This is a genomic window from Prochlorococcus sp. MIT 1318, assembly GCF_047304505.1.
Taxonomy (GTDB): Bacteria; Cyanobacteriota; Cyanobacteriia; order PCC-6307; family Cyanobiaceae; genus Prochlorococcus; species Prochlorococcus marinus_D.
This window is the reverse complement of sequence record NZ_CP138958.1, coordinates 778,879-798,350: the sequence shown is the minus strand read 5'-3', so window position 1 is coordinate 798,350 and position 19,472 is coordinate 778,879. Positions and strand designations below refer to the sequence as shown.

The 19,472-nt window shown below is 35.1% G+C and carries 15 protein-coding genes; 4 read left to right on the top strand and 11 right to left on the bottom strand.

Annotated features, from left to right (window positions below; all coding sequences use genetic code 11):
- Nucleotides 1-536 precede the first annotated feature (536 nt).
- From SIB66_RS04010 to SIB66_RS03995, 4 genes are all read right to left on the bottom strand, one after another.
- A complete protein-coding gene (locus tag SIB66_RS04010) occupies nt 537-1,616 on the bottom strand; it encodes a pyruvate kinase (protein WP_074160817.1) in 1,080 nt (359 codons plus the stop codon).
- Nucleotides 1,617-1,726: 110 nt separating this feature from the next.
- Entirely contained in the window at nt 1,727-2,614 is an 888-nt protein-coding gene (locus SIB66_RS04005; protein WP_063405979.1) for a glycosyltransferase family 10 domain-containing protein, read from the bottom strand.
- Nucleotides 2,615-3,394: a hypothetical protein gene (locus SIB66_RS04000; RefSeq protein ID WP_236073795.1), complete on the bottom strand. Its 780-nt coding sequence runs from the start codon at nt 3,392-3,394 to the stop codon at nt 2,615-2,617.
- The gene (locus SIB66_RS03995; protein ID WP_063405981.1) at nt 3,391-4,461 is read right to left on the bottom strand and encodes an NAD-dependent epimerase/dehydratase family protein; all 1,071 of its coding nucleotides are present in this window, start codon (nt 4,459-4,461) and stop codon (nt 3,391-3,393) included. Before SIB66_RS03995 ends, SIB66_RS04000 begins: the two co-directional genes overlap by 4 nt.
- A gap of 326 nt (nt 4,462-4,787) precedes the next feature.
- Between SIB66_RS03995 and SIB66_RS03990 the strand changes: the two genes are divergently transcribed.
- The 3 genes from SIB66_RS03990 (at nt 4,788) to SIB66_RS03980 (ending at nt 8,965) form a co-directional block, all read left to right on the top strand.
- Nucleotides 4,788-6,875 (top strand): hypothetical protein, encoded by a 2,088-nt coding sequence (locus SIB66_RS03990; RefSeq protein ID WP_236070163.1) that lies wholly within the window; start codon nt 4,788-4,790, stop codon nt 6,873-6,875.
- Entirely contained in the window at nt 6,872-7,894 is a 1,023-nt protein-coding gene (locus SIB66_RS03985) for a hypothetical protein (RefSeq protein ID WP_063421756.1), read from the top strand. The genes SIB66_RS03990 and SIB66_RS03985 overlap by 4 nt, the downstream gene beginning before the upstream one ends.
- Nucleotides 7,895-7,987: 93 nt before the next feature.
- The gene (locus SIB66_RS03980; protein ID WP_063421758.1) at nt 7,988-8,965 is read left to right on the top strand and encodes an FkbM family methyltransferase; all 978 of its coding nucleotides are present in this window, start codon (nt 7,988-7,990) and stop codon (nt 8,963-8,965) included.
- Between the two features lie 40 nt (nt 8,966-9,005).
- On the opposite strand, the gene SIB66_RS03975 is transcribed toward SIB66_RS03980, so the two are convergent.
- Genes SIB66_RS03975 through SIB66_RS03950 form a run of 6 tightly spaced genes read right to left on the bottom strand, consistent with a single transcriptional unit; the run spans nt 9,006 to nt 17,229 of the window.
- The gene (locus SIB66_RS03975) at nt 9,006-10,073 is read right to left on the bottom strand and encodes an NAD(P)-binding domain-containing protein (RefSeq protein WP_074160818.1); all 1,068 of its coding nucleotides are present in this window, start codon (nt 10,071-10,073) and stop codon (nt 9,006-9,008) included.
- Nucleotides 10,066-12,480: an N-acetylneuraminate synthase family protein gene (locus SIB66_RS03970; protein ID WP_063405985.1), complete on the bottom strand. Its 2,415-nt coding sequence runs from the start codon at nt 12,478-12,480 to the stop codon at nt 10,066-10,068. The genes SIB66_RS03975 and SIB66_RS03970 overlap by 8 nt, the downstream gene beginning before the upstream one ends.
- Nucleotides 12,481-12,486: 6 nt before the next feature.
- Nucleotides 12,487-13,266 (bottom strand): SDR family oxidoreductase, encoded by a 780-nt coding sequence (locus SIB66_RS03965; RefSeq protein WP_063405986.1) that lies wholly within the window; start codon nt 13,264-13,266, stop codon nt 12,487-12,489.
- Nucleotides 13,250-13,924, bottom strand: coding sequence for a hypothetical protein (locus SIB66_RS03960; RefSeq protein ID WP_236070165.1), 675 nt, complete (start codon nt 13,922-13,924; stop codon nt 13,250-13,252). The genes SIB66_RS03965 and SIB66_RS03960 overlap by 17 nt, the downstream gene beginning before the upstream one ends.
- A 59-nt stretch (nt 13,925-13,983) precedes the next feature.
- Nucleotides 13,984-15,354 carry an aminotransferase class III-fold pyridoxal phosphate-dependent enzyme gene (locus SIB66_RS03955; protein ID WP_236070166.1) on the bottom strand — a complete coding sequence of 457 codons (1,371 nt, stop codon included), beginning with the start codon at nt 15,352-15,354 and terminating at the stop codon, nt 13,984-13,986.
- A gap of 9 nt (nt 15,355-15,363) precedes the next feature.
- On the bottom strand, nt 15,364-17,229 hold the full coding sequence (locus SIB66_RS03950) for a sulfatase-like hydrolase/transferase (protein WP_063405989.1): 1,866 nt from the start codon (nt 17,227-17,229) through the stop codon (nt 15,364-15,366).
- Nucleotides 17,230-17,370: 141 nt separating this feature from the next.
- On the opposite strand from SIB66_RS03950, the gene SIB66_RS03945 reads away from it, so the two are divergent.
- Entirely contained in the window at nt 17,371-18,114 is a 744-nt protein-coding gene (locus SIB66_RS03945) for an FkbM family methyltransferase (protein WP_063405990.1), read from the top strand.
- Nucleotides 18,115-18,324: 210 nt separating this feature from the next.
- On the opposite strand, the gene SIB66_RS03940 is transcribed toward SIB66_RS03945, so the two are convergent.
- On the bottom strand, nt 18,325-19,242 hold the full coding sequence (locus tag SIB66_RS03940; RefSeq protein ID WP_063421762.1) for a hypothetical protein: 918 nt from the start codon (nt 19,240-19,242) through the stop codon (nt 18,325-18,327).
- Nucleotides 19,243-19,472: the final 230 nt, after the last annotated feature.

Below are 19,472 nucleotides of genomic sequence, written 5' to 3'. Positions count from 1 at the left end.
AAAAGTAGAATAAGCATTTGTGGAGTGAGGGGATTTTGAAAAACAGTGCATAAAGCCTAAAAGAGATTGATAAATCAATAAGTTTGGGAGAGTCGTGGAAATTGAATTCTATGTCTGAACATACATTATTTTGAAACTAAACTCTAAAGGCGTAAGACTAAAGTCAAATGATATTAAATTGAGAGGCAAACGATAGAAAAACATAAAGATAATTAATTTTAGCATTTATACGAAAAGCCAGCCAACTTTAATGTGGCCAGATATAGGGCTGAGAAAGAAAGAAACTGAAAGAAGATAAAAATAGTGAAATCATGACAATGAGTGGAAAAGGATGGGATGAATTGGCTGGAGAAAGAGGGTCTGGTAATATAGAAATTAGAAAAAATAAAAAAGAATGAATATTAACATGGTAGCTGAATTTATGATATTAAATTCGAAGTTGCTAAGTGATATGAATAAAAGTGGAAACTATCATCTTTAACATGCAGCAACAGGGAAGGCAGAGCGCTTGCAATGAATTATTAAAGGTTAAAATCTCATAGCCATTCTTGAAGTTCAAGGGGAAGGTTGGTATTGAAAAATCCTTTAGGAAGAAAGGTTGTTAAACCTTGATCTTCTGAAGCACAAACCTTTTGCATGTGATTAACTACATGTACACAATTAACAGGATAAGAACCAATGGCAACTTCAGCTGCAAGTACAACCCCTGAAATACCTTTATGGAGAAGTGAGTGTAGATCGGAAATTTCAGCTCTAGAAGGTAGAGAAGAAGATATCATTGTATCTAGAACATTAGTAGCAACATAACACTTGGTGGAGTATTGCTTAGCTAGTTCAATAACAACATCACAGGCATGGGGAATTCGAGAAATAGAGATCTCTCTGGACAAATCTCCACGATCAATCAATATTCCATCGACACAAGGTAAGATCTGAGTCAGGTTTGCCAAAGATTTAACAGTTTCTATTTTTGCAATTAATCGAACATTAGGATAGTCTAATTGAGAAAGAATGGACTTTAACATCTGAACATCCTGGGCAGAATTGGTGAATGAGATGAAAATAGAATGTATTGAACGCCCTGACATCCGTTCTAGAACATCAATATCAAATTTAGTAAATGGAGTCAACTCCAAAGTTTTTCCTACGACATCAACGGCTTTATTAGGTTTTACAGTTCCGGTACTTAAAGAGCGTAAATGGAGTGTTTGTTCTGATCGTTTTTCTACTTCGAAAAGTAGTCCTTCAAAATCGATCCTTAATAGGTCGCCAACCATAATTTGGTGGAAGGCTTCAGCATGATTTAAAAAGAAATCATATTGAAGCTTTTGATCATTTAATTGCGAAGTTCCTGAAAAACCGACTATAGCACGATCATTAGTTCGGAATTTAAATAAACTTGTATTCGACGATGTACGTAATTGGGCTCCTTGAGTATCCAATGAAGCAGATATACCAGCTTGAGTAAAATACGACAAGTATTGATCAATAGAATCTAGAGTTGAATGTGAAAGGTTTATCCTAAAACAACTAGCTCCTGCATCCCTTAAGGCTTTTAAAGTCTCGATAGAATTAGAGGAAGGTCCAATCGTAACGATGATTTCAGCAGGAATCACAGGTCTAAGTAATTTAAGTAGATTATAACAAGAAAATATTGTTTATGCTTAGGTTGATGGGAAACTAGAAACTTGGAGCGAATGAATTAGGGCGGTTTCGTATACACTAATCAAATAAGAATAGTACCTATAGAGTATCGTAGAAAATTGATGAATTCATCAAGATTAGGCTTGAAATGAAGCAAAGGCTCATTTAGTCGCTCGACTAGTAATTCAGGCTTTTTGTCTAGTAATTTGATGGTTTCAAAACATGATTCTGCATTTTTGTAATCATAGAGATTGATGAAGGATGATGGCCTAAAGTCGTTTTTCACAAAAGAGTCAGCTTTATAGATTGGTAAAGCTTTTGCTAGTTTAGAATGGATGCATTTTTCGGTATAATATCCAGGTTGGTATGAGTTTTCAGGGCAAAGATTAAATTTATAACCACTAAGTTTAGCTATCTTGTCTTTATAATCATTGTAGGTTGGGAACCAGTTGCCAAAAGGTTTGCCAAAGCCAGTGACAGTTTTGTATGAATTAAGTAATTGGTATAATAGTACACGTTCTCCTTCAGGATTATTGAATACGGTGATGCAGAATTCATGGTCAATGATGTCATCAGGAGTCAAGTTTAGTCGGTCAACAAGTTCAGCCTGAACATTATCTATGTGAACAACACCTAATCCTGTACCGTACCAGTCTATTTCTGAATACCATAGGGGTTGACGAAAGTTTGTATTATTATAATTATGAAAATCAAAGGATATGGAAAATGGACATCCATAATCATTGGGTCGCTTATTCTCGCCTAGCCAAAGGATACATTTATCTCTATAGTTATTAATTACTCTCTTATGATTCGAGCCGTATATGGTAACGAAAACGATGTCAGCTTCATCGTGAGTAGTAGAGACTTGTACATTAGGTGCAATATGCTGCCTTATAGTATTAGTTATTATGTTATTGAAGGGATCGTGACCTTCCCAGAAATCGCAAAAGCTTATTGCAAAAGGCATTTATGATTGTCTCCATGATTTGACTAACCCAACGGAGCTACCGTGGACCATAATGTCACCATCGAGCCAATACACACCCATACGTTGATTACGTGAATGAAGAGCTACTGAAAGGGACCAATCTATTGGCATTACAGGACTTGAAAGTGTGGTGGAAACCACAGAAGCAGAGTTTCGGGATAGTATATAAGCGCAAGCGGTTCGAGTCGCACAATTAGTTTTTTCTTCCAAATAGAAAGTATCCAGAAGGGAAAGGTGATGTTCATGAACTTTTAAGCCATCTCCCCCCGCTATATCAATAAAATCAAATATATGCTCTTGAATTAATCTATTTAACTGTGAAATTGCTTGTGGTGCAAGAATGACATCGTCTTCCATTATGAGTAAATAGTCCTCAGAAGTAATTAGAAAGTCGTTTACAGCTCGTAAATGCTTAGATATTACACTAAGGTCTCCTAATGTGAGGCGACGAGGTAACATCCATTGTGGGAGTTGTTCCATAGGTTGTGAATCAGGGAATATTTCCGGCAGAGGGAAAGAATCGGATTGACCTAATAATTGCATATTATCCTTAAGACTTTGATATATAATAGAGAGGCATGATAGCCATCGCTCGCGTGTCAGTTCATCGTATGAGTAATTAAAAGAAAAAGAAGTTGGCTCTCGTGAATAGACTTTAAAGTCATAATCCATTAATGTCGTGTCATTATTAGACAAGATATTTACTAATCTGCTCGAAAACTTAGAGCATGAAACAATTGCAATTGAAAGGGTCTTCATGTATTATTAATAATATCCTCGAGAATGCCATGAATAGTTAAAGATGGTTTCCAACCAAAAAGTTGGGACAAGTTACTAAAGTCAGAGATATACCATTGATGGTCTCCAATGCGGGGCTCATCGACAAATTTGTATGGGAACTTGAGGCCAAAAGAAGAAGATAAGATATCTATTGTCTCAAGAATTGATACTGAATTGTCTCTGCCACCTCCTAGGTTCGCTATAATCGGATATTTATCAGAAGGTATATTAGCTTTATTTAGAAAAAAAGATGTCACCAAATGTCCGATGTCCTTGGCGTGAAGGTTATCTCTTACTTGCTTACCTTTATAGCCTAGAATATTATATTCATCTTTATTAATTGCTGTCTTGACAAGGTAACTTAAAAAGCCGTGAAGCATTGCGCCTCGGTGGCGTGATCCTGTAAGGCAGCCACCACGTAAAATTAAAGCTTTTAAGCCAAAGTATCGCGAATACTCCTGCACATATAGGTCGGCAGAAGCTTTCGAACAACCAAAGAGTGAATGAGTGCTATTATCAATACTCATGGAAGTGTCAATACCCATATAAAAGGGGTGAGTATTATTGAGGTCATATCTTGAGTCTAATTCATCGAGGGGAAGACTATTAGGAATATCCCCATAAACCTTGTTAGTACTTAGGTGAACAAAAAGTCCTGAGTAATTAAATTTTCTCAGGGTTTCAAGGATATATACTGTGCCTAGAAGATTAATATTAAGATCAGTCAAAGGTGATGAGGATGCCCAATCATGTGAAGGTTGGGCAGCGCAATGGATAATAATTTCTAAGGAACCATCAGATATTTTCTGAGAAATAAGTGTATCTATGCTGCTTTGGTCTCGAATGTCAATACTATGATGTTCATCAACTCCTGACAATTGGTTGAGTTGGTTGATTTGTTGATGAGTTAAGAAAGAAACGTCAGGAAATAATTGAGCGCGAACATCACAGTCTATACCTATAACATAAAAAGATTGTTCCGATAAGATTTGAGAGACATATGAACCAACAAGACCAAGACTACCTGTTACTATAGCTTTTTTCATGCTGCAAGTTGATGTGCTTGTAATTATAACTGAAGCTAGGTCGAGGAAAAGCTAATTGAGCAAGACAAAAGCATAGCATACATAAGAAATACTAATAATGGCTAGAAATGGGGAAGTAGTGTTAGAATAGTAAGTAGTAATTAAAAAAACAGTTGACCAAAAATAATGACCATTGGATAAGCTAATACACAAGCAGTGAAAGTGAGCAATGCTGAAATTTCAAATGCTGAACTGATGAAAGTGGAAAAGTGAAGAATTTAATCTGCTTAAGTGTGTTTCACCTTTGGAAGTATCACACTGACTGTGATTTATTTATAGTAAAAGAGATGATCAGTTCATTCAAGCCTGAATTACTGACAATAATTATGTGCAATGGAAAACTTAAACACTGTGACTTAAAAAAGAATTATGGAGACCAGGGTTATTCGAATAAAGAAATATGCAGAAGCTGTATCTTATCAAGGGATAACTCTATTAAAGAGTTTAAGGAGTTGGCTCAAAATGAAAACATTGAAATAAACATCAAGTTCATTAATGAAAATTCAAATTCGACAAAAAAGAGAATTAGCAATAATTGCAGCGGAGATTTTGTATTTGACCGGCCTTATTATCTTTCAGAGCTATGTAGTTACTATAGATTGGATGAACTGTCAATGACAAGAGTCATTCAAAACTCAAGCAAAATGTTCGTGGAGCTCAATACTCAAAGTAAAGAACTGATAGAATACTTTGAAAATAATATTCAAATTGGGGACAATATAAGTTGTCTGGGAGTTGTGTTTAATGGAAGGTTAAGTCCACATTCAGATTTCATTAGATGGGCTGAAATTAAATGTTTGAATGTTGTTGTACATGAAAGAGGACGCGTAGATGGTATCTATAATATAAGGCTTAACAGAAGTGCATTAGACCAATATGAATACAATTATTTTAAGAGGGATTATCTGAAAATATGGAAGCCTAAGTTATACCCATTGATCATGGATAAGATACAAAGAGAGTATCTTGAGAAAGGTAATACAACATCAAGAATTTGGAAGGAGTCTCAAATAGAAAAATATCAAAAAGGCATGATAAAGGATAGTGATTTGGAAGAAATCCTGATAATAGTATTTATGAGTTCAACAGATGAAGCATTTGACGATAATGGGACATTACTGTTGGAATTGCAGTTGAAATTGATAGAGATACTAGTAAATATAAAAAAAGAGTTAAAGATAAGAATCAAAATCAAGCCTCATCCAGATACAATATCAAGAATTGACCTGACCTGTCAACATTTGATAGTCAATAAACTACTCAGCCTAGATAATGAAGTGGAAATTTTGTGGCCAGAGGCTAAGAATACAGTTACCGAAATTTGTAAGGGTGCTGATATAGTATTTGTACCACATTCTTCAGTTGCGATTGAATTAGCATATAGTGGTATAGGTTTCGTCTCATTTCAAGATAGTCCATTTGCTGACTTTGCTGATGCCAAAATGAATGTTGGTGAAATAACAGAGATGGAATGCTTGAAAATATTGATGATAGACTATATCGAGAACAAGCAAAAAGTTAGAGAACGTTTTTCTGAGCTAGAGTCTATAGACAAGCATTTGTTAAGCTGGTTAATGTGGGATGCAATATTCTCAGGGAAAGAATCCTATATAAATCAAAATGTAGCTAATGCATTAAATAGAATCAGCAGAAACACTCTCAGGGAAATAGGCTTGTTGGCGAAAAATGATAGATTAGATCTTGCTAGTTTTAGGCATACACTAATAAGTCAAGCGAAAGCGATAGATACTTACTTAATTGCATATGAAGCATTAAGAGGCTCAGATAGCAAGATAGAAAATGATTTGGTTGATCGTAAGAATGTCAGGGAAATTTACGAAGAAGGAAATAATATTATTGTTAAAAGAACAGAAAAAGTCTCTATTTTTAAGAACTACAATGATTCAGATGCAAATACAAGCGAGGAAGTAAAAGTATTTGGTGATCTGCTTTTTTGTATAGGGGAGTATACACTTATAAGAAGCAAGATAGATTTATTACCCGATAAAGTTCATAGGTTTGCAAAAAATGGTGTAGTTCTAATCAATGGAATCTTAAGAATAGATGATATTGTAACAAGGTTAATTGGATGGGATGTCCCCAAAAAGGCAACACGGTCATATGAATTAAAAGAAGATTATAAATTACCTAATCAGTCGGCAATGTTATTGACAGCGTCACAATACATCATGAACATCCTGAGAGTTGAGTATGTAGGTCTAAATCAATACAAAGAAAGTAGAAGTGAAGTAACTAAAAACAAAATGTTGCTTAGCTATATGGAGGCAAACGCTATAGTGTATATGAAATATAGAGAGCCTCTCGTTATGTGCAGTGTTAAGAGTGGGTATTCAGAGGCGACAAAGAAAAAGTGATTCTAAAACGTATTAGCCCATGTGATAGCTTAATGATGAGCATCAATGAAAATGGACTTGATGGCATAATACATACAAATACAATTGATAAAATAGTAGATAGTTTGGACAGGAAAGTTGATGAGCAAATTGAAAAAAGACATACAAGCACGGTTATTGATCCTGATATAAAAACAGGAATTCGAGAGCTTATAAATGTGGCCTTTAGTAAAGTGAAACTGGACGAAGTTAGTAAGGAAAATATGAGTGAGTTTATGTGGAAGAAAACCAAACGTTATTTAACCTCTGGATTTACCCAGCCGTACTCTTCTATTGTCAAAGGAGGATACTTTAATTACGAGAGACTAAAGGTAAAAATGGAACATGAAATGGTGAAAGAAGTGGAAGGTACTTTATCTCAATTAAACAGACAATATCAATCGACGGTCGAAAAATCAAATTTTCAGCAATTGCTATGCAATTATTCGCCAGATTCCAGATTGTCAAAATGTATCTCTATTGGGATAAAAGAAGTAATGTCAAAATATGATAGGCTTAAGGATTTAAAAATAACAGTAGGTGGGCAAATTAAATTACATGCTCCGAAAATATGTGATGTTGATTCAGTTGTTTGGCATTTTGATGGAGATCCAATGTTTATAAAAGTGTTATGCTTTCTATCATCTCAACCAGAGCCTGATGGATCATTTTGTATCAGATCAAATTTTAGAAATAATCTTTATACAGGTTCTCATATAAGGACTATACTACAATCAATTAACTGGAATGAAACATGCAAATTTATACAGCTGCCATGTCTTAAAGATTATAGTATTTTCCTGCTAAGTTCACATATGCCTATGCTAAATAAAAGGGGGAGTAGAAAGGAGTTTTCAAGTGACAGTACAACCGAGATAGTTGATCCTGCATATTTAAGTGCCGTGGTATTTAAAGGGGTTGAGTGCCTTCATAGAGGTGGAGACAATAGAAGGTTTAGTCGTCCGGTTTTTCAAGGTCTTGTATCAGGGATAAGAAATTAACAAGGATGCGGTAAGTAGCAAAAGGTTATTAAACCAAATTTAAAAAGTCGTTCTGAATAGAATGTACGTGCCAATCTAATTTTTTAAGATAAAATGAAAAGTGTTGAGAAATTATGCAAAATTTATAGCGCTATAAACCATGCAAATCTAATTGGTACTTTTGAATGGGCTGATTTAGGAAGTTTTGGTGCAGCAGATTCCTATCTAATTCCACTAACATCTCTAGATGGAGGCTGTCTGTGTATAGAAGGACGAAATGATACGAAGGATGCATCAAATGCATATATGGCTAACAAGGAGATAAGTGCTAATATAATTCCCATAAAAACGTTCATTTCTGGTAATAACGAGAAAAGATTCTTTTTCGAAAGTCCTGAAGGTGGAGGCTCTACATTTTATCCATGTCAAGATATATTATCAAGATGGAGTGAAGATGTAAAACCTACAAATCTAAAAAGATCTGTCATAGATTGCAAGTGTCTAGCTGAAGTAGTGAGGGATAATCTCTCGAGTTGTATCTTTTTAAAAGCAGATCTTGAAGGAGCGGAAATTGAATGTATAGAATCTATAGTAAATAATAATGGGATAGAGAATCCTTTATTACTAGAAGTTGAGATTAATGTAGGAGAAAGAGGGCCTAGTGAATCGATGGCAGATGGTCTACGGAAATATGAAGCAATGGGTTATAGATTACTTGATATGAGGAAGACCTATTTTTATCCTAGCTCTGAGAGTAAGTTAATTGAAGAAATAAAAAAAGAGCATGTTTTTGCACCTTATTTTCAAGGGTGTATACATCAGTTTGACTTCTTATTAATACGAGTGGAGATGCTAAATAATCTAAATTATATGAATGAGGAAGATGTTTTGAAAGCCTGTTTAATACTTTACCTATACAGACAATTTCACCTGACAGCTTTCATATTGGAAAGATTAAACTCAGACAAGTCAAAGGTATTGCTTGATTTATACGGACCTAAGATTTATAGTGTATTCAAAGAGGCTGCATTTAATAATCAATCATCTTTGTGGGGGTATGATCCACTTTTTAATTGGCTAAAATCAACATGATTTAAATTAGAGTTTTGACGCATGGCAGAGAATTAATAGCTTAATGATGAGAAATTATTTGGGGCGTAGAAACATATTTATTGTTTGAATCTATATAACCTAGTATAAAGCTTGGTGAATTTGCATCATCAACCACCAAATCACCTGATTTACCAGAGAAGCCACCACTGACTAGATTACGGATAGATCCATGAATATTATGTTGCTTTGTTCGTGGAAATGATGTTAATACTTCTCCAGAAAGATTTCCGTTGATGAATTGAATGATGTCTTGACCAATATCTAATCGTTGATAGGTCAATCCATCAATTTGAGAAATATACTCTCGAGTATGTGCATTAAGACTTTCTTTGCCTACATCAAGTATAAAGGAAGTAGAAATGTCTCTAAACATAAGTTGCTTAATATCTAAGAAAGCTTTGGAATTTGTTGCTAAAATCAAGATGCTTGAAGAGGCTATGGCGGTGTGAATGTTGGTATAGTGTACAGCAGAGCTAATTGTGTAGGAAGATTTAATGTCATTAATCGAGTGAACTAGTCTAGATGTCTTCTCATTATTTCGACTGTGACATGATACATTACATCCTTCCTCTACCAGTGAGAGAGCTAACTTAAAGCCTATACTTCCTAATCCTATTATTGTAACATGATTGCCACTTAGATTGCCTCCTACAAATTTGCGTAAATATTTTACTGCTGATTCTGAAGTGATTCTGCTTGGTGACCAAGGAATAATAAGTGAACTTGTAAATAGTTCAATAGAGGCAGCAAAAATATTAGAATATATTGGTCGAAAATTTTTCGTTGAGGTTGATGGGTCAATAGTCGTATCTATGTTTTGAAATGGATGCTTTTTTTCGACGTCTACAAGTATTGCAGTTGAGATTGAATCAAGTAGAGGGGCTAATGGTTCAAGTTCTTGCTGAGAAATGTTTACAATAGATACCAGTAAAAATGAGTCTGTTAATCTAATCCCTCCTAAGTAACAGCCATTAGATAATTCAATGCTTGATGAAAGGCTAAATATCAAAAATATCCCACGTGACTTTGCGAAATCACCTAATTGAAAAAGTAAGGATTTAAATGATGGTATTGTTTTGTCAGTCATTCGAAAAAGAAATGTTAGAGAAAGTAATTGGATGAGCGTCGATGATATCAGAAGAAGCTATTAAGCAATTATTTTCTAAAAGTACAGGGGAGATGCCAAGAGGTGGTGAGCGTAAAGCAACATTATGGTAATTAATCTCTTCACCTTTAGAGATATTGCCAAGAGCATATAAGGATTTTCGCTGCGTCTTCCAGGTAAAATATTCTGCAGGCTGTAAAGCTTTATTTGGCAGACCTTTAGCTGAGCTATAAAAAGAATAAAACTCTTTTATGTGCTCTATATCTCTGGATGTTTTAGATAACATCTGATCTGGTCCTGATACGCGTTTATCATCTGTAAAATGAACCTCAAGTATAGTGGCGCCGAGTGAAATTGCAGCTAAGCATGCATTAACTCCTACTGAGTGATCAGAATAGCCAATTCCAAGAGTTGGGTTTAAGTCAAGTAAATAGGAGATTGAACGAAGATTAAGGGAGCTATCTGGAGCTGGATAGCTAGATGTACAAGCCAGAAGATGTAATTCATGGAGAGAATCATTATAAATCGACAGAGCTGCATTTATTTCTTGTATAGTTGACATACCGGTAGAGATATAAACATGAAGAGGTTTAGAATAACTAGCAATGTATCTATGCAGAGGGTAATTATTTAAATCCATCGAGGCAATCTTAATATGATCGACTCCTAAAGATAAAATATCTTTGGAATCCTGAATGCCAAAGACGGTACACATGAACTTTCTGTTATTATTATATACCTGTTCGCGAACAAGTTGGATATCATCTAATGTTAGTTCACAACGTTTTAAAGTATCAGCTATTGACTCTTCTACATCTTGGGCTTTTTCTACATAGTTAACTTCACGGACTTGAGCACCAATTCGGTCTGGCAATTGAAAGTATTGTACTTTTACAATATCAGAAGTTTCACATGCTTTAGTTGCTAGCTGCAAAAGTCTCTTAACGTCTCCATTATGATTAATTCCAATCTCTGCGATTAGTGAAAGCGAGGGTTCATCTATACTGTCTATGTTTTTAGTAGTATCCAAAGAAGAGGAGCACATTTTGGAAAATGTGCTCATTAAAAGCGAAGTGCCTCGTTTTGAACTGTATATATCTTGAGCCATCTCCTTAGCTTGCTTAAAAATAACTTGCATGTCATTATAAGCATAGTTAGAACCGGTTCCAATAAGCTCTATGTTGTTAATTTTTATAATTCTAGATGCTATCTCTCGATACAATAGTTTATTGGCATGAGTTTGGATAGGGTAGACATAAGGTTCAATATTGATAGCTGATTTATCAATATTGTACTTTGAAAACATAGGTATATTATTAAAGTCACGTTTAGTGCTTTCTATAATTTGAGATGAAAGAGAATCATAAGGTCTCGATGAGTCGAGGGTTATAGCCTTCTCGCAAACAAGGTATGTACGGTCACTAGTAAGGAGATTTAGACTTTTAGAAAGTTTGGTAGGTTCTGTTATGCGATTAAATACAGAATTATCAGAAAAATACAACCAAGAGTATGGATCGGGTAGAAGAGTAGGTATGTCCTCAAATGCAAGATAAACGGATGCTATGCCTCTAAATTTGATGCTGAAATCAAATCCAAGTAATCTAGAGAAATTAGAAATAGGAATAGTAGATATGATTAAATCTTCTGAATTAACATCGACAGTCCTTTTGGTTGTTTCGAATGATTGCACATGATTATGGTGAATATTAATTGAAGTGATAGGTTCATTCAAATTAATAATTGAACCTTGAAGTGTAATAGATTTCTGAATTTTTGAAAACAAGTCACCTGAACCATATCTAGATATACCTGAGTACTGGTCCTGAAAAAATGATTCTTGAGAGTCACATGTGCGTAGTCGCTTTGGTGCCCAGTCAGGGAGCATTTCAGTTGTAGAAATATCCCATACCTTCTCAGGGTAGCGTTTAAAGAATATATTTGATAAAGTAGAGCCGACTAAGCCATCCACGTATTCAGAAAACGAAGTGGCTGACGAAAGCATCTGCAAGTCAGGCTTATCGCATAGTTCCGATTTAATAGATTCCAGCTGTTCTGTTGACCAATAACTACTCGTTAAGACCTGCGGCAAATTGAGTGGATAGTCAAACAGATATTCTTGGGAGCCGTTGGACAAGTAATTCGCAGAGAAAAATTGCTGCTCAATAAGATCTGGTCCTAGGAGTAGTTTCCAATCATCCCAAATATCCTTTAAAGGCGTATGAAGTAAATGTGGCCCTGTCTCTAACAAGAAATGATTCCATGTCCAAGTGCGTGCCATACCACCAATATGATTTGTCAACTCAAATACTGTAGATTTTATGCCGAGCTTAGATAGGTAATAAGAGAGAGAAAGACCTGCTGGACCGGCTCCTAGTATATAAACGTTCACTTAATTCTATTTCAAATGAAACGCGCCATCTACAAGTAGATCTGTTCCGTTCATAGAATCTGGTGAATGAATAAGTGCCCATATTATAGTTGAAGTTACTTCGGAAATATCAACAAGCCTTCCAGCAGGGCAGAGGCTGCTGTATTTTTTAATGAATTCATGGTCTTGGGAAGATTTTATTCCTCCAAAAGATAGTGAGTTACATCTACCTCCAGTAGGAGCAAAGAATCGAGCGGCTTGATCTCGCAAAGGAAGTTGCGCATATTTACCTGAAGAATAAGCTATGGGCTTGTAGACGGAAGAGTTGTCGGAATATAAAAAAGGGTCTGGTAAGATTTGATTATATATAGAGCCTATTAACCATATCGACGGATCAATAAAATTGTACATTTGTATTTGTCGAATCAGGTTATATGAGGATCCTGCAGTAACACCTAATGAAGCAATATATTGCTGGGTAGACAGTTGAAATGGGCTGTTAAATTTATCAGATAAACCCAAAGAGGTGACGGGGTAGTCATGGGCTATAAGGTTTAATGCATCAAGCTTAAATAAATCACAAGACACAGGCAGATGCTGAAAGTATTCTGTATGGACTGCGTCAGCTTCGATAAAGGAAAGGCTGGTTGATCGCGAATCTGGTATAGCTCCATTGATATTTATGTCTATACAGTAGATATGCTTATATTTGTTTAGGAGTTCATCGACGTTTTGAAGTAGGGATGTGCCAATATTACCACTGCTTCCAAGTATGAGTAATATATGTGATTTAGTTCCAGCCGGCATCGTATTGAAAATGTCCATTAAGACTTGAAAGAGAAGATGATCTATAGGCTTTAACAATATCAGAAAGCGATGCTGACTCAAGATCTAATTGTTCTCCTAAAGTCCTTAAGACTGTAAGATCTTCTAGATAGTCTAAAGTGATTCGAACATCGTTAATAGGATCCTGAATCAAAGAATTTAAAGTCATACAAGAGTTCTGTGCTCGTCCATCCCAAAGTGGAAACGTAACATGCTCCTTATCCCTTTGTTCGTAAAAATTATTTGCTAGCATATTAAGTGTATCAAAGCTAAAAACCTCTATATCGCTACCATTACAAAATTTTGATGTTGAAGCAGGTGTGTATGTTGAAATATAGTCAATGTCAAGTGCTTTGAAGAGGCTAATAGCAACATCAACCCAAGTTGGGTCCACCAAAGGGCAATCGCTTGTAATACGAACTATTGTATTCGTATCTGTAGGACAAGAAATCAAATGCCTTTGAAGAAGGTCATACTCTGGTCCAACTGAATAGTTGTATTGATTGTAGTCAAGCCATTCTTTAAGTTTTTGGTTTGCAGGAGTATACGGTATTATATAAATATGATTGTCCAGCAATTTGGATTGTTGTAATCGTGTATGTAGGAGAGATAGGGCATTATGCTTTTGGGTGATTGGCATTAAAATCTTGTTTGGCAAACGAGTGGAGGTTAATCTGGCCTGTGTGAGGCAAATAGTTGTCATAATTTTTGTGTTCTAGAAAAGCCTTGCTCAACTGGGCCAATTTTTTCTAGTTCAATTCTTAATAATGAAGAATTATCAAGCATATCATCACCTAGCTGGCTACAGACACTTGATAAAGCTGATCCGAACCGATGTGAGTAATGTCTTGTGTGTCGAATAGAAGGATATATAGTTGTACTAAATAGAAATCCCAGTTTCAACATTCGACTAATCAATAAGGTTCGCAACTCAATGGAGGTAAATCCTAACTGAGGTAAAATTTCAAAATTAATCATGGTAGGGATATTGTTGATAGTTACTTGGAGCCTTGAAGCGTTAAATGCTTTGTTAATCATATCATGAATAATCATGCCATTTGTATTTAACTGAGAAATTATTGTCTCCCAATCATTAAATGCTTCTAGGGTAAGAATACCGGCTCTAAGACCTATAGACTCTGTCCAATAGGTACTACTCAAAAAACATTCTTGTAAGTTATCATGATATTTCTTCAATGCTCCAACCGCTGATATCGCATACCCATTGCCTAATGATTTTCCTAATACAATGAAATCAGGGATGATGCCGCATTCAAAGGTAGCTAATTTCGAATTGAATCTAAAGCCACTCGTAACTTCATCTGCAACTAGGATACCTCCTTCATTTTGGAATTTTTGGAGTAGCTTGACACAGTTTTGATCGAGTAGCTTATACCTACATGCCTCAAAGAATATAATTCCAGGGTGGTGAGATTGGATACTATGTTCAATCGTTTGAGCATTTAGCTGTGAAATATTAATCGTTGTACCTGAATATTCATGTGGAATACCATTCGGAGTGATGCCTTTGAGAAATATCTGACTAAGCCCATCCTTTATACTAAGGTTTGAAGAAAGGTACCAATCATGAGTGCCATGGTAACCACAGACTAAAATACGAGTGTTAGTGGATATGGCTCTAGCAAGTCTTGCGGTAATGGCTAGTGCTTCTCCTCCGCCTCGACAAAATTTCCATACCCTTGACTCACTAAAAAATTCATTTAATTTAAATGCAAGTTCTGGCTCGTAAGGAGATAAAAGGGTTGACAAAGGTGATTGCTTCTTCAGCAATTTTAAAATGCTATTATGGGATTTTGATCGATAACCTAAAAGACAACAACCGATAGAAAACTCAGTAAAATCAGCATAAGTAATATTGTCCAGAGATTTAATAAATATATCCTTTGATTCTTTCATATAGGTAGGCCATGTTCTGGAAGAATATCTTGTAGGCCTCTTTGAAAGCAATCCACATCCGCCTAATACGACTTCGGAGGCCTTATTCCATAAATCAATACCTTTTGTAGAATGGGAGTTAAGTAATGATTCTCGGATTTTTTTAATAGTCATTGTTACTATTTAAAGTGTATTCAGGCATTGAGTTAGTGATACAAAGGCATCTTGAACATCGTTTAGCAATGGAATATTTTTATAAGTGACTGAATTATTATAACGGGCCATAAGCTCTATAGACACTGCTTCTTTTGAACCACTATAAGCATAGCCAGAGCTTAAGCAAGTTGCACGACCAGGACCTCCAAAAAAGCAAGGTAACCTGGACGAAAGAAGTTCATTATCTGTAAGCACGCTAGATGTGTAATTTGAACTTTTAGAAGTTAAGAACTTAATAATATCATATATATCTTGAGAGGAAACTAGTTCCTCTGAAAATTGTTCTTGAGCTTGAAGTTGAGTGTTTGCGCTAACGTAAAGTAGCGTAGGGGTTGCAACCTTATTTAAAGATACCGATGAAGAAGTAGATTGATTGCTTAGATGATGATTGCTGAGGTCTTCATCAGTAATGTAATCTACAAAACTAGAACCATGATCGGAAAAGAGGAGATAACTCGCAGAGTCACCAAAATAATCAACAATGGCTCCTATTGAATTATCAATTTCTTGATATCTTCTTAGATAGATTGAAACTTTATCTGGATGTATAGAACCAGTTATAGTATTCTCCGCCATTATCATACTATTTAGGAATTTTAAATCATCAAAGTCAATCGATGCATCTCGATGCGGATAATTTATTTTTGGTATAGTGTGTCTATGAGCATGGTCCAAATCTATGAATATTAAGCGATCAGAATTCGATGAATTAAACACAGGAGACATTTCATTAAGCGCCGCATTAGTATTAAAGCCAGATTTTTCCATCGAAGTTGTATAGTATGAACTCATTCCATGTCTCCAGGAGTGATTTAATGAGTTTTTCATGCCATATATATTCGAATTTGAGATATTCCTAGTAAGGGAAAAAGGATGGTACTTAAAGTTTAGGTATTCTTGGTGTAATTTTTCTCGCAATAATAAGAGACGGGCATCCTTTTTATCTAAGTTAGGCAAAGAAGCCTTAAGGAAAAGATCAGCTGGCCATGGAGTTCTCCAAAGTCGTAAATCAATAGCTGAATTAATTCCACTGTAAATGCTAGAGAGTACTGGGTATGTCCAAGATGCTGAGGAAGTAAAGCCCCTAAACAAAGTCCCCTTGTCTCTTAAAGAAAACAAATTTGGAAGTATCTTTGCCAGTAAAGGATTCTCAAATATTCGTCTATCTAATGAATCAACAAAAATAGAAATTGTGGTTTTCTGTTTTTGAAGCGGACTGGTTGAAATTTTATGCTCTCTTATAGCAAGCCATTCAAAATGCTCGAACTTACAAAATTTTAAAAAATCATTTTTATTGGAAAAAAGATTGGTTAGGTTTTTTCCACTCAAAAAGTATTTCCATGATCTTTGGTTGGAGGTATTAAGTGAGAAAAAATGTATTTGATAGATTGCCGAAGGGCTGAGGTTTTTAATTAAAGATGGTAGGTTATGTTTCTTTGCAAATTCGAATAATTGGTTTGTTGAAACAAGGTTTTGCCATGGATAAGCTTCGATCAAATACTTTTTATTAGATAAAGCATTTACAGATGTTTCCCAAAACTGTGGTCCAGGATGTCCTGCTTGGTACTCGATATTAGATCTAACGTACAAATTAGTTTCATCAAAGCGTAGCGCTAAAACAGTCTCTACGAGATTGAAGTAATCCGCTACGCGCGGACTAACTGATCCATCAAGGCTTGAAAGAGTGTGATGAACAAATTTATCCTGAAGCAACGCTTGTAGTTCAAGATTAGCAACTTCGGTCAAACCAGAAGAAAAAAGTTTTGTTTGATTTAAATTTTCAGCAGATATACGATGCATTGCTAAGCTAATCTTGTCAAATAATTCTTTCATCGCTTAAAGATCAAGAAAGTATTTGCGCATATGTTAACATGCTTCCATTCTGGTTCTAATGAAAAGTAACCACTTATACTGGAAAGGAATAAAAGCCTGGTACTTATAGGGTAAAATTATAGTATATCTACTGGCAAAAGAATGCTTTTCAACTACCCTGATAAATTCGTTAAAAATATACCGCATTATGATAATTTGGGGCATTTAGTTAATACTGTTATTCATGTTGGTGTTCATGAGGCAGAAGAGCTTCTTTTTTATGTAAGTAAATTAAAAGCCAGGAACATTATGCTTTTTGAACCAAATCCTGACAAGTTTAAAATAATCAGTGCTGCTATTGATTATATAAAATCGAACTATATGGTTAATATTATTTTTTATCCATTAGGACTCGCTAGTGCAACTGGGAGGCATACACTAACCTCATTTGAAGGTAGAAGTTCTGGGTTGGCAAGCTTATTGAAGCCAAAAGTCGAAATAATCAGATCTGTATTCGGAATGGATTCGATGGAACTAAGTTCACATGGCGGCGGAGTAGACAAGCCTCCATTACATTATGAAGTATTCACAACAACATTGAATGCTGCTATCAACAGGAATCCGGATTTTTTCGCTACAGATCTAATGGTTGTAGACACACAAGGCTATGAATTAGAAGTTTTGAAAGGAGCAACTAATCTATTGCCTAACGTGAAGAGTATTGATCTAGAAGTTACAATCAACTCTATTTCAGGTTTTTATGAAGAGAATCCCTCGGAAAGAACGTGTACAGAATTTCTATCTCATTATGGTTACGAACCAGATTTCAATACGAGTAGTTTTTGGGGCAAAGCACAGCATGGAAGATTGCTATATAGAAACAGTACTTATAAAGTTCCCCAATGACAGTAGCTAAAATATATACCATAATTAATAGAGCCTCTTACATACACATGCGGTTCTAAAGAGAGTTCATTAAGAATGAGTTTATATTTTACCTAAGTCCACAATGTTCATTAATAATACGCAAGACCATCAATGTATAGAAGTTTAAGGTGAATTTATATATATTTGGATCGATGCATGAGATTAGATTTCTTTAATGCATTCTTCTTTCTACTTATCTAAGATTCTTGACCAAAAAGATGACATTGCATGCCATAATGTATGATCTAACTTATTTAGTTCAAGGAATTTATATGCATTCTCCTGTGATAACTTGGAAACTTTTGCTGCCATCTGGTGGGTCACATTCACGTGTAATTCTCCAAGATCACGTAAAATTTGTGCTTCATCTATTGCTGGAAGCTCGGAAAATATTGTAAATTTTCTAAATGCCTCTGAATTTTTTATTAATCTTGCAAATGATCTATCTAGCAGCTCAGTTGTTAAAAAAAGGCTTTGTGTAGGATTTTCAATCGATTTTATGACAAATTCTCTACCGAATGCAGTGTGCAGATAAGAAGACTGTGAATTACGCCTAAAAATATAATTACTATTCACCATTCTTGTTGAAAGTTGGGAAAAAAGTTGATTTTCCTGTAAGTATTCAATTGCCTTGTATTGGGCTTTGTCTGCATGAGAATCAGAAGTGCCTTGATGACACCAAAATGATTCATAAAGTCGAAATATTGAATTCATATCAAAGCAAAAGTCCTTATAACTCTGATTGTAAATACCTTCTATAGAGCCATTCTTAAAGCTACGACTTGCTAGCGGCAAATCAAGATACGCTTTATTAAAGTAAGCATCCTTGCATAAACTTTCATATTGCTGTATTGGATTTCTAATGATAGAAATCAATAAAGACTCTTTTAGATAGGGTAAAGTATCTTCTCCTAAAATCTTTGATATTGATATTGGCTTGCCCCCATGAATCTCCACAATATCTGATTCAAAAAGTTTTTGTTTGATAATGGAGGGTTCATTCTGTCGCTCTTGATCGTTTAATTCGTAGATATTTGCTTTTAACCATCGAAGGAAACTATAGCCGCCAGTTTTAGGAATATGGCAGAATAATATCCTCTTGAACATAATTATGGTTGAATGTAAATATCCATCTTATCATGTCTAATGTAAGCTCCTTCGATGGTTGTATATGATGAATTACTGTTTCAGTCTCTCAATCACAAGCTGCCCAATAATCATAAGTCCAGGCACTAACTAATTTGAGTAACGTATAAATATTTTTCCAAGTAGGCTAAAAATTTATAGATATTTATTTACGATAGCTTTATGATCTATATTCGCTTTGGTTCGAAGGT

Bases quoted from the DNA above. Each gene is read 5' to 3' on its own strand.
- SIB66_RS04005 (WP_063405979.1), bottom strand. From the start codon at position 2,614: ATGCCTTTTGCAATAAGCTTTTGCGATTTCTGGGAAGGTCACGATCCC.
- SIB66_RS04000 (WP_236073795.1), bottom strand. From the start codon at position 3,394: ATGAAGACCCTTTCAATTGCAATTGTTTCATGCTCTAAGTTTTCGAGC.
- SIB66_RS03995 (WP_063405981.1), bottom strand. From the start codon at position 4,461: ATGAAAAAAGCTATAGTAACAGGTAGTCTTGGTCTTGTTGGTTCATAT.
- SIB66_RS03990 (WP_236070163.1), top strand. From the start codon at position 4,788: ATGATCAGTTCATTCAAGCCTGAATTACTGACAATAATTATGTGCAAT.
- SIB66_RS03980 (WP_063421758.1), top strand. From the start codon at position 7,988: ATGAAAAGTGTTGAGAAATTATGCAAAATTTATAGCGCTATAAACCAT.
- SIB66_RS03975 (WP_074160818.1), bottom strand. From the start codon at position 10,073: ATGACTGACAAAACAATACCATCATTTAAATCCTTACTTTTTCAATTA.
- SIB66_RS03965 (WP_063405986.1), bottom strand. From the start codon at position 13,266: ATGCCGGCTGGAACTAAATCACATATATTACTCATACTTGGAAGCAGT.
- SIB66_RS03960 (WP_236070165.1), bottom strand. From the start codon at position 13,924: ATGCCAATCACCCAAAAGCATAATGCCCTATCTCTCCTACATACACGA.
- SIB66_RS03955 (WP_236070166.1), bottom strand. From the start codon at position 15,354: ATGACTATTAAAAAAATCCGAGAATCATTACTTAACTCCCATTCTACA.
- SIB66_RS03950 (WP_063405989.1), bottom strand. From the start codon at position 17,229: ATGAAAGAATTATTTGACAAGATTAGCTTAGCAATGCATCGTATATCT.
- SIB66_RS03945 (WP_063405990.1), top strand. From the start codon at position 17,371: ATGCTTTTCAACTACCCTGATAAATTCGTTAAAAATATACCGCATTAT.
- SIB66_RS03940 (WP_063421762.1), bottom strand. From the start codon at position 19,242: ATGTTCAAGAGGATATTATTCTGCCATATTCCTAAAACTGGCGGCTAT.